Source organism: Mesorhizobium sp. Pch-S (genome assembly GCF_004136315.1).
Lineage (GTDB): Bacteria > Pseudomonadota > Alphaproteobacteria > Rhizobiales > Rhizobiaceae > Mesorhizobium.
In genome coordinates, this window is sequence record NZ_CP029562.1 from 2,276,415 (window position 1) to 2,290,731 (window position 14,317).

The 14,317-nt window shown below is 63.4% G+C and carries 13 protein-coding genes and 1 tRNA gene; 9 read left to right on the forward strand and 5 right to left on the reverse strand.

What is annotated here, in order from left to right:
* The first annotated feature begins 82 nt into the window (after positions 1 to 82).
* The 9 genes from mepA to C1M53_RS10465 all read left to right on the forward strand — a co-directional run bounded on the left by mepA (position 83) and on the right by C1M53_RS10465 (position 9,361).
* Positions 83 to 1,132, forward strand: coding sequence for a penicillin-insensitive murein endopeptidase (gene mepA, locus C1M53_RS10425; protein WP_245488584.1), 1,050 nt, complete (start codon positions 83 to 85; stop codon positions 1,130 to 1,132).
* Positions 1,133 to 1,304: 172 nt separating this feature from the next.
* Positions 1,305 to 2,321 carry a glucokinase gene (locus C1M53_RS10430; RefSeq protein ID WP_165358112.1) on the forward strand — a complete coding sequence of 339 codons (1,017 nt, stop codon included), beginning with the start codon at positions 1,305 to 1,307 and terminating at the stop codon, positions 2,319 to 2,321.
* A gap of 223 nt (positions 2,322 to 2,544) precedes the next feature.
* Positions 2,545 to 4,335 (forward strand): ABC transporter ATP-binding protein, encoded by a 1,791-nt coding sequence (locus C1M53_RS10435; protein ID WP_245488511.1) that lies wholly within the window; start codon positions 2,545 to 2,547, stop codon positions 4,333 to 4,335.
* Between the two features lie 3 nt (positions 4,336 to 4,338).
* Positions 4,339 to 5,160 (forward strand): 4-hydroxy-tetrahydrodipicolinate reductase, encoded by an 822-nt coding sequence (dapB, locus tag C1M53_RS10440; RefSeq protein ID WP_129412189.1) that lies wholly within the window; start codon positions 4,339 to 4,341, stop codon positions 5,158 to 5,160.
* 84 nt (positions 5,161 to 5,244) lie between these two features.
* Positions 5,245 to 5,862 (forward strand): 2,3-bisphosphoglycerate-dependent phosphoglycerate mutase, encoded by a 618-nt coding sequence (locus C1M53_RS10445; RefSeq protein ID WP_129412190.1) that lies wholly within the window; start codon positions 5,245 to 5,247, stop codon positions 5,860 to 5,862.
* A 141-nt stretch (positions 5,863 to 6,003) separates the two neighbouring features.
* Positions 6,004 to 6,088 (forward strand) — tRNA-Leu (locus C1M53_RS10450).
* 454 nt (positions 6,089 to 6,542) lie between these two features.
* Positions 6,543 to 6,905, forward strand: a complete 363-nt coding sequence (locus C1M53_RS10455; protein ID WP_129412191.1) for a septal ring lytic transglycosylase RlpA family protein — start codon at positions 6,543 to 6,545, stop codon at positions 6,903 to 6,905.
* A gap of 300 nt (positions 6,906 to 7,205) precedes the next feature.
* A complete protein-coding gene (locus tag C1M53_RS10460) occupies positions 7,206 to 8,483 on the forward strand; it encodes a polyhydroxyalkanoate depolymerase (protein ID WP_129412192.1) in 1,278 nt (425 codons plus the stop codon).
* A 254-nt stretch (positions 8,484 to 8,737) separates the two neighbouring features.
* Positions 8,738 to 9,361 (forward strand): transglutaminase-like cysteine peptidase, encoded by a 624-nt coding sequence (locus tag C1M53_RS10465; protein WP_129412193.1) that lies wholly within the window; start codon positions 8,738 to 8,740, stop codon positions 9,359 to 9,361.
* Here C1M53_RS10465 and C1M53_RS10470 read toward each other — a convergent pair.
* From C1M53_RS10470 to C1M53_RS10490, 5 genes are all read right to left on the reverse strand, one after another.
* The gene (locus tag C1M53_RS10470) at positions 9,355 to 10,326 is read right to left on the reverse strand and encodes a hypothetical protein (RefSeq protein WP_129412194.1); all 972 of its coding nucleotides are present in this window, start codon (positions 10,324 to 10,326) and stop codon (positions 9,355 to 9,357) included. The genes C1M53_RS10465 and C1M53_RS10470 overlap by 7 nt on opposite strands.
* Positions 10,327 to 10,403: 77 nt before the next feature.
* Entirely contained in the window at positions 10,404 to 11,936 is a 1,533-nt protein-coding gene (locus C1M53_RS10475) for a YifB family Mg chelatase-like AAA ATPase (RefSeq protein ID WP_129412195.1), read from the reverse strand.
* A gap of 161 nt (positions 11,937 to 12,097) precedes the next feature.
* Complete coding sequence (gene gshB / locus C1M53_RS10480; protein WP_129412196.1) at positions 12,098 to 13,039, reverse strand: glutathione synthase; 942 nt, start codon at positions 13,037 to 13,039, stop codon at positions 12,098 to 12,100.
* A 212-nt stretch (positions 13,040 to 13,251) separates the two neighbouring features.
* Positions 13,252 to 13,620, reverse strand: coding sequence for a transporter (locus C1M53_RS10485; protein WP_245488512.1), 369 nt, complete (start codon positions 13,618 to 13,620; stop codon positions 13,252 to 13,254).
* Positions 13,617 to 14,315, reverse strand: a complete 699-nt coding sequence (locus C1M53_RS10490) for a methyltransferase domain-containing protein (RefSeq protein WP_129412197.1) — start codon at positions 14,313 to 14,315, stop codon at positions 13,617 to 13,619. Before C1M53_RS10490 ends, C1M53_RS10485 begins: the two co-directional genes overlap by 4 nt.
* Positions 14,316 to 14,317 lie beyond the last annotated feature (2 nt).

A 14,317-nucleotide genomic window follows, 5' to 3' on the forward strand; every position in this document is an offset into this window, starting at 1 on the left:
TTCGCAGCGGGACGAAGCGCGAGCAGGGAGAGGGTAAGTGACAAAACGGCTGCGAACCATTGCTCGCAAGACGATCCTGACGCTGGCGGGGGTGGCTGCATTTGCAGGCGCTCTCGAACTCGAGGCACGCCCGGTCATGGCTGAGGAACTGGCCAAGAACCTGTTCGGCGCCGAGAAACTGCCGGCGGCGACCGAACCGCAGTCTTTCGGCTTCTATTCCAAGGGCTGTTTCACAGGGGGCGTAGCGATCCCGCTGGACGGCGACACCTGGACCGTGATGCGCCCTTCGCGCAATCGGCGCTGGGGCCATCCGGCGATGATCGCGCTGCTCGAAAAATTCTCGCGCGACGCCGAGGCCGACGGCTGGCCGGGCCTGTTGCTCGGCGATATCTCGCAGCCGCGCGGCGGCCCGATGCTGACCGGCCACGCCTCGCACCAGATCGGCCTCGATGCCGACATCTGGCTGACGCCGAAACCGCGGCGCGACCTGACCGTCGCCGAACGCGAGAACAAAAGCGCCACGCTGATGGTCGACCCCAAGACGCACCGCGTCTACGACCGGCTATGGACGGCCCAGCACACGCAACTGCTCAAGCGCGCGGCCAGCTATCCGGAAGTCGAGCGCATCCTGGTCAATCCAGGCATCAAGAAGAAACTCTGCGATACAGTGACCGGTGACCGCGGCTGGCTGCGCAAGATCAGGCCGTTTTGGGGTCACGACTATCATTTCCATGTCCGCATCGGCTGCCAGCCCGGATCGCACGGCTGCAAGGAGCAGGCGGCAACGGCAGCTGGCGACGGCTGCGACAAGTCGCTGGCCTGGTGGTTCACCGAGGAGCCATGGCGCCCGAACAAGAACCCGGACGCTCCCAAGGCACGCGACATCATGACCATGGCGAACCTGCCGAAGGAATGCCGCCTGGTGCTGCAGGCGCCGGGGCCGGTGTCGGCGGAAGCCGCGACCTATTACGGCAATGGCCGGCCGCCGGTCGCCGTGGCTGCATCGCCGGAGCCTGCGCCGGCACCATCAGGCACGATCGGAGAGGCGCCGCTGACCCCGGTCACCGCCAATGCCTTCGCGCCGACGCCGAAGATCGGCATCCCATTGCCGCGTCCACGCCCCGGCAACTGACATCCGGTCACCCGGAACAGACGAAAAGCGCCCTTTCCCGGGCGTTTTTGTTTGTTTATAGCATTCAATCGATTGAGGCGGTTGCAGCTGGCCGAATCGGCATGAAGACTGCAACAAGGCGGACAGTTGCGAACGCGAGGCGAGCCATCGCCGCATCGAACCGGGGATGGGAATGACTGACGCAACCGGCGGGCTGAGATTCCCGATCCTGATCGGCGACATCGGTGGCACCAACGCACGCTTCTCCGTCGTGCTCGACGCCAATTCCGAGGCCGGCGAGCCGCACATCGTCCAGACTGCCGACTTCGAGACGATTGACGCGGCCATCCAGGCTGCCGTGCTTGACCGCTCGTCGGTACGGCCGAATTCGGCGGTACTGGCGATTGCCGGGCCGGTCGACGGAGACGAAATTCCGCTCACAAACTGCCCGTGGGTGATCCGGCCCAAGGTGATGCTGCGCGATCTCGGCTTCAGCGATGTCGTGGTCCTGAACGATTTCGAGGCGCAGGCGCTTGCCGTTGTGGCGCTCGGCGACCAACACATGGAAAAGATCGGCGGCGGCGAACCCGAACCCAATGCCGGCCGCGTCGTGCTGGGTCCGGGTACCGGTCTCGGCGTCGCCGGACTGATCCATGCGCTCGGGCACTGGATTCCGGTGCCGGGCGAAGGCGGGCATATGGACATCGGCCCGCGCACGCCACGCGACTTCCAGGTCTTCCCACATATCGAGAAGATCGAGGGCCGCATCTCTGGCGAGCAGATCCTGTGCGGGCGCGGACTGGTCAATGTCTACCGTGCGGTCGCCGAGGCTGATGGCAAGACCGCTCCCTTCACCAAGCCGGCCGAGATCACGGCGGCAGCGCTGGCGAAATCCGATCCTGTCGCGGAAGAGGCGGTGGCGCTTTTCGTGACCTGCCTCGGCCGCACCGCAGGCGATCTGGCGTTGGTGTTCAAGAGCCGGGGCGGCGTCTTCCTCACCGGCGGCATCGCCCAGAAGATCGTGCCGGCGCTGAAAGCGGGCAATTTCCGCGCCGCCTTCGAGGACAAGGCGCCGCACAGCGAGATGATGCGGTCCATGCCCGTCTATGTCATTACGCATCCGCTGGCCGCACTGGCGGGGCTCGCTGCCTACGCGCGGGCACCATCCCTGTTCGGCGTCGAGACCGAAGGCCGGCGCTGGAGCGCCTGAGCTGCCAGCCGGCGCAGGTTTTCGTCGCAAAACCGCGAGGCGCTTTTTCGAAGCCTGCCGCCAAAGCATTTTACGCGCGTTGCCCATTGGCCATAGGCAAGGACGGCCGATGAGGCTAATAGGATGCCGACGCCGCAGGGCGACCCGACGAATACAGTGCGCGGACTGAAATTTGGCTTCCAACGAACCAAAAAGAAGGGCTGACCCCAGCGAAGTCTTCGCTGTGTTGCGCCGCATCTACGACGAGGCAGGCCGCGGGCATCTGAAGTCCTACTGGCTGGCGGCATTCTGCCTGATTGCCCTGGCGGCGACCACCGGTGGCGCGGCCTGGATCATGCAGCCCATGATCGACGACCTCTTCTACAAGCACCAATACGACAAGGTGCCCTGGATCTGCGGCGGCATCATCGGCATCTTCCTGGTGCGTGGCCTTGCCACCTACGGCTCCGCCGTCACGCTCGCCAAGATCGGCAACAGCATCGTCGCCTACTATCAGAAGCGCGTTTTCGGCCACCTGATGAAGCTGGGCATCGACTTCTACACCGAAACCCGGTCGGGCCAGCTGGCAGCGCGCATCAACGAAAACGTCGCCGGTATCCGCGACCTGTTCTCGATGACGCTGAAGTCGATCGCCGGCGACCTCGTTGCCCTGATCGGCCTGGTGACGGTCATGGTCTATCAGGCGCCCTTCCTGGCAGCCAGCATCTTCCTGATCGGGCCGCCGCTGGTCTGGGCGGTCAGCTACATCATGCGCCGCGTGCGCCGTGTGACGCGGGAATCGGTCGAGATCAATTCGCATCTGATCGGCGCCATGCAGGAATCGGTGCAGGGCATCGCCGTGGTGAAGGCCTTCACCATGGAGGAGCAGCTGACCCACAAGATCGGCGACCTCGTCGATCGGGCAGAGTCCCGCTACAACAAGATCGCGCGTGTTTCGGAACGGTTGGCGCCGGTCACGGAAATGCTGGCTGGTTTCGCCATCGCCGGCGTCGTCGCCTATTCGGTGTATCGTTCGGCCTACAGCAGCCAGCCGCCCGGCAACATCATGTCGTTCATCACCGCGTTCATGCTGGCCTATGATCCGGTGCGGCGCCTTGCCCGCACACAGGTCAATGTCGAGCGTGCCATGGTCAATGCGCGCATGATCTACGAACTGCTCGATGTCGAGCCACGGCAAGGTGATGCCAAGGCCGCGAAAGAGGCCAGGATCGAAAAGGGTGAGATCCGCTTCAACGACGTGACGTTCGGCTACACGCCCGACCAGCCGGTGATCCGCAACCTCAGCTTCACGGCGGCGGCCGGCAAGACCACCGCCATCGTCGGAGCATCCGGCGCCGGCAAGTCGACCCTGGTTGCCCTGCTGCAGCGCTTCTACGACGTGGATGGCGGCACGATCGAAATCGATGGCCAGGATATTTCCAAGGTCACCAAGCGGTCCCTGCGCGAGTCCATCGCCTTTGTCTCGCAGCAGCCCTACCTGTTCGAAGGCACGATCAGCGACAACATCCGATACGGCCGGCCGAGCGCCGGTGACACGGAAATCGCATTCGCGGCGCAACAGGCCGCCGCGGATGATTTCATCCGCCAGCAACCGCAAGGTTACGATACTCCGGTCGGCGAAAACGGCGTCACGCTGTCGGGCGGACAGCGCCAGCGCCTGTCGATCGCACGCGCCATCGTGCGCCAGGCGCCGATCCTGCTTCTCGACGAAGCGACATCGGCGCTCGACAACGAATCGGAAGCGCGGGTCCAGCAGGCGCTGACGTCCATCATGCAGGGCCGGACCACCATCGTCATCGCGCACCGGCTGTCGACGGTGATCAATGCCGATCATATCGTCGTGCTGGAACAGGGCCGACTTGTCGAACAAGGAACGCACAGCGAGCTGCTCGCCAGGCCGAACGGCGCCTACGCCCATTTCTACAATCTTCAAGGTGGGCAAGGGCTTGGCCTGGTCGACGACGGCGAGATCGCTACGGTAGTAAACAAGGCCGATGGAACGACCGGGGGATAGCGCATGAGCGAGATGAAGCTGGTGGTGGTGGGTGCCGCAGGCCGCATGGGCCAGGCTCTGGTCCGCGCCATCGCCACCATACCCGGGGCGACCGTTGCCGCCGCCGTCGAGCGCAAGGGCTCCCCCCACATCGGCAAGGACATCGGGCAGATCGCCGGCATCGGTCCGATCGGCGTGGCGATCAGCGACGATCCGCTGCCGGCCTTCGCCAAGGCTGACGGCGTGCTCGACTTCACCTCGCCTGCCGCCACCGTGGAGTTTGCCGGCTATGCCGCCCAGGCGCGCATCGCGCACGTCATCGGCACGACCGGCTGCTCGGACGAAGACGACGCCGCGATCGCCGCGGCAGCGCGCCACGCCACCATCGTGAAGTCGGGCAATATGAGCCTCGGCGTCAATCTGCTCGCCGTTCTGGTCGAGCAGGCGGCCAGGGCGCTCGATCCGGAGGATTTCGATATCGAGATCCTCGAAATGCATCATCGCCAGAAGGTCGATGCTCCCTCGGGCACCGCCCTTCTGCTCGGCGAGGCGGCCGCAGCCGGTCGCGAGATCGCGCTGGCCGAAAACAGCGTGCGCACGCGCGACGGCCATACCGGCGCGCGCAAGGCGAAGACCATCGGCTTTGCAACGCTGCGCGGTGGCTCGGTGGTCGGTGAACATTCGGTGTTTCTTGCCGGTCCGGGCGAGCGCATCACGCTCAGCCATCATGCTGAGGACCGCGCCATCTTCGCCCGTGGCGCCGTCAAGGCGGCGCTCTGGGCACACGGCCGCAAGCCCGGCCTCTATTCGATGCGGGACGTGCTCGGCCTTGGCCGGGTCGGCTGACCTATTATCTGTCTGTTGATTTATCGCATGATCTTTGTCCGAAAAGTCTGCAACTTTTCGGGATCACGCTCGTAAGGAGAAAACATGTCGCGAACTCTCGTGCTCGTGCGCCACGGCCAGAGCGATTGGAACCTGAAGAACCTGTTCACCGGCTGGCGCGATCCCGACCTGACCGAACAGGGCCATGTCGAGGCCAAGGCCGCCGGCGCCAAGTTGGAGGCGCGCGGACTGAAGTTCGACATCGCCTTCACGTCCAGCTTGCAGCGCGCTCAGAAGACCTGCCAGCACATTCTCGACGCCGTCGGCCAGAGCGACCTGAAGACGATACGCGACGAGGCGCTCAACGAGCGCGACTATGGCGAGCTGTCTGGCCTCAACAAGGATGATGCCCGCCAGAAATGGGGCGAGGACCAGGTGCATGTCTGGCGCCGCTCCTATGACGTGCCGCCGCCCGGCGGTGAAAGCCTGAAGGACACCGGCGCGCGCGTGTGGCCCTACTACCTGCACACGCTGCAGCCGCATGTGCTGGCCGGTGGCACCGTTCTGGTCGCGGCGCACGGCAATTCGCTGCGGGCCCTGATCATGGCGCTGGACGGCCTGACGGGCGAAGAGATCGTCAAGCTGGAACTCGGCACCGGCGTGCCGGTCATCTATCAGCTCAACGCCGATTCGACCGTGGCGTCGAAGGAAGTCCTGGCCTGAAACAGGCTCCGGTTTTCGGCGGAGCGGCCGGGTTGTGACAATTTGCCGGCGCCATCAGCCGGCATTTGTGCGCTGCCTTCGCATTGCATGAAAAAAGCGCGTTGACAGGGTTCGTCTGCCCGCTTACATGAGCGCCCACCAGCCCAGATGGCGGAATTGGTAGACGCGCACGGTTCAGGTCCGTGTGCCGCGAGGCGTGGAGGTTCGAGTCCTCTTCTGGGCACCAAGTTTCCGCAGCTGCTTCGACACGAAGCAGCTAGCATTTGCAAAAAGCCCGGCCATGCCGGGCTTTTTCATTTCCGGTCCCTGCAACACGGCGAGCTGTGGGCTCTTACGCTCGACAGATGATTTTGTCCGGTGATGGAAGAGCCAAACCGGTTTTGAGCCGTGGGATAATCCGCCTTGCGCCAACCACAGAACGATTCAGCGACAGCTCAGATTTCATAGAAGAATTCTGGAATTGTACTTGGAGATCAGACTCGTGCGCGCTACTGGGATTCTGTCTCCGGGCACCGCGATTCGCAATCTGCACTGCCCAATTGTCGGACAATAGTCTGACAGACTGTTTCCCGGTGTTTCAAAACGTGTGCGCTTGCCACGGAATCGCCCGAAACGCGCCGGATTTGCCGCCGCATTTCACCCTACGGCCTCCGAACGATTAACGGAGCCCTTCCCTCGGGATGACTATCAACAAGAAGAAGACCGCCCTTGCCGCGGTCACCGTCGCAGTCGGCCTTGCCGCCGGCGCGTCCACCTCCTCCGCCGCAGCGCAATGCGGCCGCGCTTCCTGGTATGCCCTGCACTCGAAGACTGCATCGGGCGAGCGCATGAACCCTTCAGCCCTGACTGCCGCTCATCGCAGCCTGCCTTTCGGCACCCGGCTCAAGGTTACCAACAAGAACAACGGCAAGAGCGTCGTCGTGCGCATCAACGACCGCGGCCCCTTCATCAAGGGGCGAGTGCTTGATCTGTCACGCGGTGCCGCGAGCCAGCTGGGCTTCGTCAGCTCCGGCCACGCCGCCGTGTGCATGGCCAGGGTCTGATCCGGCCATCGCCTGAAAGCAAAAGAAAAAGCGCCGCCCCGTTGCGGCGCTTTTTCTTTGATTCGGCGGATGAAGCTCCACCCCCACCTCTCGGGCCGAAGCAGCGCCTTCGCACCTGCACCCATAGCCGGCTGGGCCTCTCACCCGGCTTTTTCCAAGGCTTTGGCCTAAAGTATGGGGATAACTCACCCAACGTGATCTATTGCGCCGCAACAATTTCTTGTTAACTTCGTTGCGACAGAGTGAAGCGGCTGGGCCGCTTGTCGCCCTTCGTTCCGAGGGCAGCGGAGACCGTTCTAGATGTTCTACCAGTTCTACGAGATGAACCATGCTGCCTTGCAGCCGGCACGCGCTTATGCCGAGGCGGTCCGGGTTCTCTACACCAATCCGCTGAACCCGTTTTCACACACGCCATGGGGCCGCTCGATCGCGGCAACTGCGGAATTGTTCGAGCGCACCACACGCCGCTACGGCAAGCCGGCCTTCGGCCTGGACAAGACCGTGGTCGACTGGAAGACCGTGCCGGTGACCGAGCGCGTCGTCTGGTCGAAGCCGTTCTGCAACCTCATTCATTTCGAGCGTCAGGTGCCGGCCGGCCGTCGCGCGGATCCGAAGCTGCTGATCGTGGCGCCGATGTCCGGGCACTACGCGACGCTGCTGCGCGGCACGGTGGAGGCGATGCTGCCTCATGCCGAGGTCTACATCACCGACTGGGTCGACGCGCGTATGGTCCCGCTCTCCGCCGGTCATTTCGATCTCGACGACTACATCGACTATGTCATCGACATGCTGCATGAGCTTGGGCCCGACACCCATGTCATGGCGGTGTGCCAGCCGTCGGTGCCGGTGCTGGCAGCCGTGGCGCTGATGGAAGCCCGCGGCGATCGTTTCGCGCCGTCCACCATGACCCTGATGGGCGGCCCGATCGACACGCGCCGCAACCCCACCGCGGTCAATTTGCTGGCCGAGGAAAAAGGCATCGACTGGTTCCGTGACAACGTCGTCATGCCGGCACCATGGCCTGTGCCGGGTTTCGGGCGCGAGGTCTATCCGGGTTTCCTGCAGCTTTCCGGCTTCATGAGCATGAACCTCGACCGGCACATCATCGCCCACAAGGACTTCTTCATGCACCTTGTGAAGAACGATGGCGACAACGCCGAGAAGCACCGCGAGTTCTATGATGAATATCTGGCGGTGATGGACCTGACCGCCGAGTTCTATCTGCAGACGGTGGAAACCGTGTTCGTGCGCCATGCCCTGCCGAAGGGCGAGATGAAGCATCGCGGCACCAGGGTCGATCCGAGCGCCATCCGCAACGTCGCGCTGTTCACGGTCGAGGGTGAGAACGACGACATCTCCGGTCTCGGCCAGACAGAGGCCGCGCACAGCCTGTGCTCGAACGTGCCTGCCGACATGAAGGCGCACTATATGCAGCCTGCCGTTGGCCACTACGGCGTGTTCAATGGCTCGCGCTTCCGCTCGGAGATCGTGCCGCGCATCGTCGATTTCATCACCAGCTATGGCCGCAGCAACAGGGTCGCCGTGAAGCGGAAGGCCAGCAAGCCAGCTCAGGCCTGATCATCACATATTTGTGAACACGGTGGCGGTTTGCCCCGTTTTGCGTGCGGATGGTTCGAAGAACCCCGCCGCCGCACCGCTATTTTTCCAACTGGATCAGATTTCGAGTGAAATCGGCATCGCCAGGTGTTGCGCAATCAGCGCAATGACCACGGCACGATTAACCCTTTCGGTGAATCCGCCATGGGGATGAATTGACACGCCATGTAAATCCTCATTAACGTTTCGTTAATAACAGGGGCGAGCGGGGGACGATGAACTCCTCACCAGCGACGCAAGGTTTGCGTGTCTTTGCGGCTGCGGCGATCGGGATCGCGGCGGCGATCTGGACGGTGCCTTCGGCTTCCGCTGCGAGTGCCATGGCCACCGGCGGTGCCACCACACAGCCCATCGGCCACTATGAATTCTGCAAGACGCGTCCAGCCGAATGCTCGGTCCGCCCGAAGGATCTGGCCCCGGCCAGGCTAACGTCTGCGCTCTGGGGCAAGCTGACCCGCGTCACAGCCGCGGTCAATGCGGCGGTCAAGCCGCTGAGTGATCAGGAAATCTACGGCAAGGACGAGGTCTGGGCCTATCCGGACAAGGGCGTCGGCGACTGCGAGGACTATGTGCTCGAAAAGCGCCGCCGGCTGGCGAGGCAGGGAGTTTCCCTTGCGAACCTGCTGGTAACGGTTGTCCGCAAGCCGGATGGCGAAGGCCATGCGGTCCTCACCGTGCGCACCGACAAGGGCGATTTCGTGCTCGACAACCTGACTGACAAGGTCAAGCCCTGGGATCAGAGCGGCTATCGGTTCCTGAAGCGTCAGGCCATCGACAATACCGGCCGCTGGGTCTCGATCCGCGAAGGCCAGCAGGTCCTGGTCGGCGCCGTTCAGTAACGGCCTTTTTCCGACATACGCTGCGCTGCGGCCAGGCGAACATCGTTGAGCGTCAATTGATTCCAGAAGCGATCCTGCACGATGTGCAGGGTATCTCCCCGGGCCTGACAGAGTGCGGCTCGTTCGGAGAACGTGCTTGGCAATGCATGGCGAAAACGAGCCACAGTCTGCACGCCATCGCGAAATTCCAGCAATGTGATGCCATCCCTGTCGGGCGAATAGCCACCGACGATCATGGCGCCCTGTGCGTCGCAGGCCAGCGAGTGCCCACCCGTGACCGTCGTCTGACGGACCCTGGTGCGGCCGGTCGCGGTCGCGATTTCGACGATCGGAAAATCGGTATAGTAGTACGCCCAGGTCGTACTGCGAGTGACGTTCAAGGCATAGCAGTCTGCCATCGACGGATCGTCGAGCTGCCAGAGGACCTTGCCTGAGGGATCGAACTGGACCAGGCCCGCCATGCTGATGGGCGCCTTGCTTCCCGGCAGTTTCCAGCCGTCGTTGCCAAATACGCCCTCGTCGAAATAGCCAACCCAGATATTGCCGCGATCGTCGCATTGAAGATGCTCGATCCCGTCGCCCAGACAGAACCGGTCGATGGCTTGTCCCTCGTCGCTGAACAGCGTCGCATTCTCGTCGGTTGGTCTGCAGCGGGCGCTGGCGACGATCCAGCCGCCGTTCCGATGAGTGTCAAAGACTGGAAACGCCGTCTCGAGCGGAAACTCGATCGTCCCATACTCCGTGATGCCGTCGAAGATCGACAGCCTGGCCATCGCGTTCCTGGTCACCAGCGGCCGGGCGGTTTCTTTGGCTTTTACGTTGCGATACCAGTTTCCGGCGACATCGCAGGTGGATCTGAGTGATGCCAGAAGTCCGTCACCCGTGATGGCATAGGACACGTCGAACCAGCCGGGCTCCAGTTCCGGCAGAGGTGCGAAGGGAGTGGGCTGGAGAATTTCGATCAAGACAGCACCCTGGTTTGACTGGGTCGTCATTCGAGAGTGAGTCGCCGCGCCTGACAAGACGGCCGACAGGCTGCTCCTCAAGCGGCCTGCGACAAACGCTCCGGAGCCATGCGATACGAAATCGCCTCGGCGAGATGGATGCGTCCGACCGTTTCGCAATCATCGAGGTCGGCCAGGGTGCGCGCCACTTTCAGCACGCGGTGGTAGGCCCGAGCCGAAAAGCCGAGCTTTTCGCTGGCTTCGCGGAGCAAGGCGAGGCCAGCTGCATCCGGCGCCGCGATTGCTTCGATCATGGCCGGCGAACAATGGGCATTGAGCGCAACGCCGCTCATGCCCCGAGCCTCGAAACGCCGGCGCTGGATGTCTCGCGCCCGCGCCACCCGCTCGGCGACGGCCGTGCTCGGCTCCGCCTGGTCCGGCCGGATCAGGTCACTGGCCGACACGGCCGGCACATCGACCCTGAGGTCAATGCGGTCGAGCAGCGGTCCCGAGATGCGGGCCTGATAGTCGATCCGGCAACGATCGCCGCGCAGACAACGATAGCCGGGTTCGCCGGCCATGCCGCAACGGCACGGGTTCATCGCCGCGATCAGCTGGATGCGCGCCGGATACGCGACGCGATGATTGGCGCGCGCAATCACACAGTCGCCGGTTTCCAGTGGCTGACGCAGTGCATCGAGCGTCTGCGGCGCAAACTCCGGGAATTCGTCGAGGAAGAGCACGCCATTATGGGCGAGCGACACTTCTCCGGGACGGACCCTCAGGCCGCCGCCAACCATTGCCGCCATCGAAGCCGAGTGATGTGGCGCTCGAAATGGCCGCCGGTCAGTCAGCTTGCCGCCGGCGAGTTCGCCGGCAACCGAGGCGATCATCGAGACTTCCAGCAGTTCCTTCGGCGCCAGGGGCGGCAGGATGGAGGGAAGGCGCTGTGCCAGCATCGACTTGCCGGAACCCGGCGGGCCGACCATCAGCAGATTATGCCCGCCGGCGGCTGTCACCTCCAGTGCACGCTTGGCACTTTCCTGACCTTTGACATCGGCAAGGTCAGGCAGGTTGCGCGCACTCTGATGCACGCCTGGTTCCGGGCGCGACAGCACCTGCGTGCCGCGGAAGTGGTTGGCCATGGCGATCAGGCTGCGTGGCGCCACGATGTCGATGTCGGGACCAGCCCAGGCGGCTTCGGGCCCGCAGGCGTGCGGACAGATCAGCCCGCGCCCCTCGGCGTTGGCACCAACCGCCGCCGGCAGGGCACCGGCCACCGCAGCGATCGTGCCATCCAGCGAAAGCTCGCCCAGCACCACATAGGAGGCCAGCATATCACCCGGGATGGCGCCGAGTGCCGCCATCAGGCCGAGCGCGATCGGCAGATCGTAATGGCTGCCTTCCTTTGGAAGATCCGCAGGTGCCAGATTGACCGTCACCTTGCGCGCTGGCATCGACAGGCCGGAAGCATGAAGCGCCGCCTGGACGCGTTCGCGGCTTTCGGCCACCGCCTTGTCAGGCAGGCCGACAATGGACATCCCGACCTTGCCCGGCGCGATCATCACCTGCACGTCGACCGGCACGGCCTCGATGCCCTGGAACGCAACCGTGCGAACGCGAGAAACCATCCGAGCCCCCAGCGGGCAGCCTACCCGCGTGACCGGAACGGCCACGGGGTCAAGAAAAGCATGGTTTCTCGATGAGATCAAGAACAATACAGGAACAAACGAACGCACGGGACGTCATCGCGTTGCCTTGTCGGCGAAGCAACAGGAAGAACGCGGAAAGGTCAGCCGCGCTTGGCTTCCACGGCGTCCCAGAAAAGAGCAGCAATGTCCGCGCCACCAAAACGCTTCACTTCGCGGATGCCGGTCGGCGAGGTGACGTTGATCTCGGTCATGTAGTCGCCGATGACGTCGATACCGACGAGGATGAAACCGCGTTCCTTCAGCGACGGGCCGATGCGGGCGCAGATTTCGCGCTCGCGCGCGGTCAGATCCGTCTTCTCGGCGCGGCCGCCGACATGCATGTTGGAGCGCGACTCGAATTCGGCGGGCACGCGGTTGATGGCGCCGACCGGTTCACCATCGATCAGGATGATGCGCTTGTCGCCCTTGCGCACGTCCTTCAGGTAGCGCTGGACGATATAGGGTTCGCGGAACAGCTGGCCGAACATCTCCAGCAGCGAGGCGAGATTGCGGTCGGCTTCCTGCAGATGGAAGATGCCGGCGCCGCCATTGCCGTAGAGCGGCTTGACGATGATGTCGCCGAACTCCTTGCGGAAAGCCGCCACTTCCTGCGGATCCTTGGTGATCAGCGTCTCCGGCATCAGGTCGGCGAATTCGGTGACGAAGATCTTCTCGGGGCTGTTGCGCACCCAGGCCGGGTCGTTCACCACCAGCGTCTTTGGATGAATGCGCTCCAGAATATGCGTGGTGGTGATGTAGTTCATGTCGAAGGGCGGGTCCTGGCGCAGCAGGATCACGTCCATTTCGGCGAGATCGGTCCGCACGGCCTCGCCGAGCGTGAAATGGTCGCCCTTGACGTCACGCACCTGCATTTCCTCGATGCGGGCGAAAACCTTGCCGTCGCGCAGCGACAGCCGGTCCGGCGTGTAGTGATACAGCTTGTGACCACGCCGCTGCGCTTCCAGGGAGAGCGCGAAGGAAGTGTCGCCGGTGATGTTGACGGTCGATACGTGGTCCATCTGGACAGCGACTTTGAGGGACATGCAGGGTCTCCAATCTGGAGCAATTCCAGCAAAGATGCGCAGCGGTTTTGCGTTTGGAATTGCACGATGACAAAGCGGTAGAGCGTTCCGCGCTTCCGCCTAAAGCGGAACCGCTGCAACGAGCAGGACATGAAGCGACGAGCCTTGGCCTGTCAAGCGCCGCAACTATCCGATGGATGACACCAGCGGCAGATGGCGAAAAAGCGCCGACCTCAGGCGTTGATGACGATCAGGCCGCCGACGATCAGGGCCGTGCCCAGCATATATCTCAGGGTGAGTGCCTCACCGAGCAGGCCCCAGGCGAGCAGCGGCACGACGCAGAAGGTCATCGCCATGAAGGGATAGGCAACCGTGAGCGGCACGGATTTCAGCACATAGACCCAGACGATCGTGCCGATGCCATAGATGGCAAACGCCGCGAGCAGATAAGGATCCAGGATGGTTGCGATCAGCCCTGCCAGATCGGCGGCACCTGCCCGCGCGCTGGTGAGCTTGAAGAGGACCTGACCTGCCGAAATCATCAACGGCGTCAGCACCAGCCCCGCCAGAACTGGAAAAGGCAGCGCGCCGATCACGATCACGCCTCTGGCCGGTCTTCGCAATAGAAGATGTCGCGTCCGATATCGACGCAGACATGGCTGGTCGGGACAGGATGCATCGCACGCAGGAACGAGTGCGTGTAGGGGAAGAAGTTGAAGTGCGGATTGAAGGAATAGCGGTATTCCCGCTCGCGCGGCACGACGATGATCAGGCGTTTGCGGGCGATCCGCCGCAACTCGGCAATCGCCTGCCGATATTCGAGAACGTGCTCGATGACATGGGTGCAGACCACGGTGTCGAAGGCGCCATCCTCGAACGGCAGATCCTCGATGCGCGCGGCGACATAGTCGATACCGTCGATGGCCGCTGCATCCTCGACAACGAAGTCGACACCGACATAGCGGCCGCCTTCGCGCGCCGCGCGAATGCGTTTCAGCAGGACGCCGGTGCCGCAACCAACGTCGCAGACCGACTGACCGACCGTCGAGGCGATGATCTTCTCGATGCAGGCCTGCGAGTTGTCCGTGCCTTCATGAACCCGCGGGTGGTCACGATAGAGCGTCTCGTACTCCTCCGCGGTCAGGAACGGCGCACGTTCGCGAAAGGAAGCCAGCCGCGCGATATGGTCGCCCCAGGCCAGGCTGGCGACAGAGCGGAACAGCCGCGAGTCGCGGATGACCGGTGGCAGGACATCTTCGAGAACAAAGCGGATGCGATTGGTGGTTTCGCGGTTCAAGG

Bases quoted from the DNA above. Each gene is read 5' to 3' on its own strand.
- C1M53_RS10430 (WP_165358112.1), top strand. From the start codon at position 1,305: ATGACTGACGCAACCGGCGGGCTGAGATTCCCGATCCTGATCGGCGAC.
- dapB (WP_129412189.1), top strand. From the start codon at position 4,339: ATGAGCGAGATGAAGCTGGTGGTGGTGGGTGCCGCAGGCCGCATGGGC.
- C1M53_RS10445 (WP_129412190.1), top strand. From the start codon at position 5,245: ATGTCGCGAACTCTCGTGCTCGTGCGCCACGGCCAGAGCGATTGGAAC.
- C1M53_RS10455 (WP_129412191.1), top strand. From the start codon at position 6,543: ATGACTATCAACAAGAAGAAGACCGCCCTTGCCGCGGTCACCGTCGCA.
- C1M53_RS10460 (WP_129412192.1), top strand. From the start codon at position 7,206: ATGTTCTACCAGTTCTACGAGATGAACCATGCTGCCTTGCAGCCGGCA.
- C1M53_RS10465 (WP_129412193.1), top strand. From the start codon at position 8,738: ATGAACTCCTCACCAGCGACGCAAGGTTTGCGTGTCTTTGCGGCTGCG.
- C1M53_RS10475 (WP_129412195.1), bottom strand. From the start codon at position 11,936: ATGGTTTCTCGCGTTCGCACGGTTGCGTTCCAGGGCATCGAGGCCGTG.
- gshB (WP_129412196.1), bottom strand. From the start codon at position 13,039: ATGTCCCTCAAAGTCGCTGTCCAGATGGACCACGTATCGACCGTCAAC.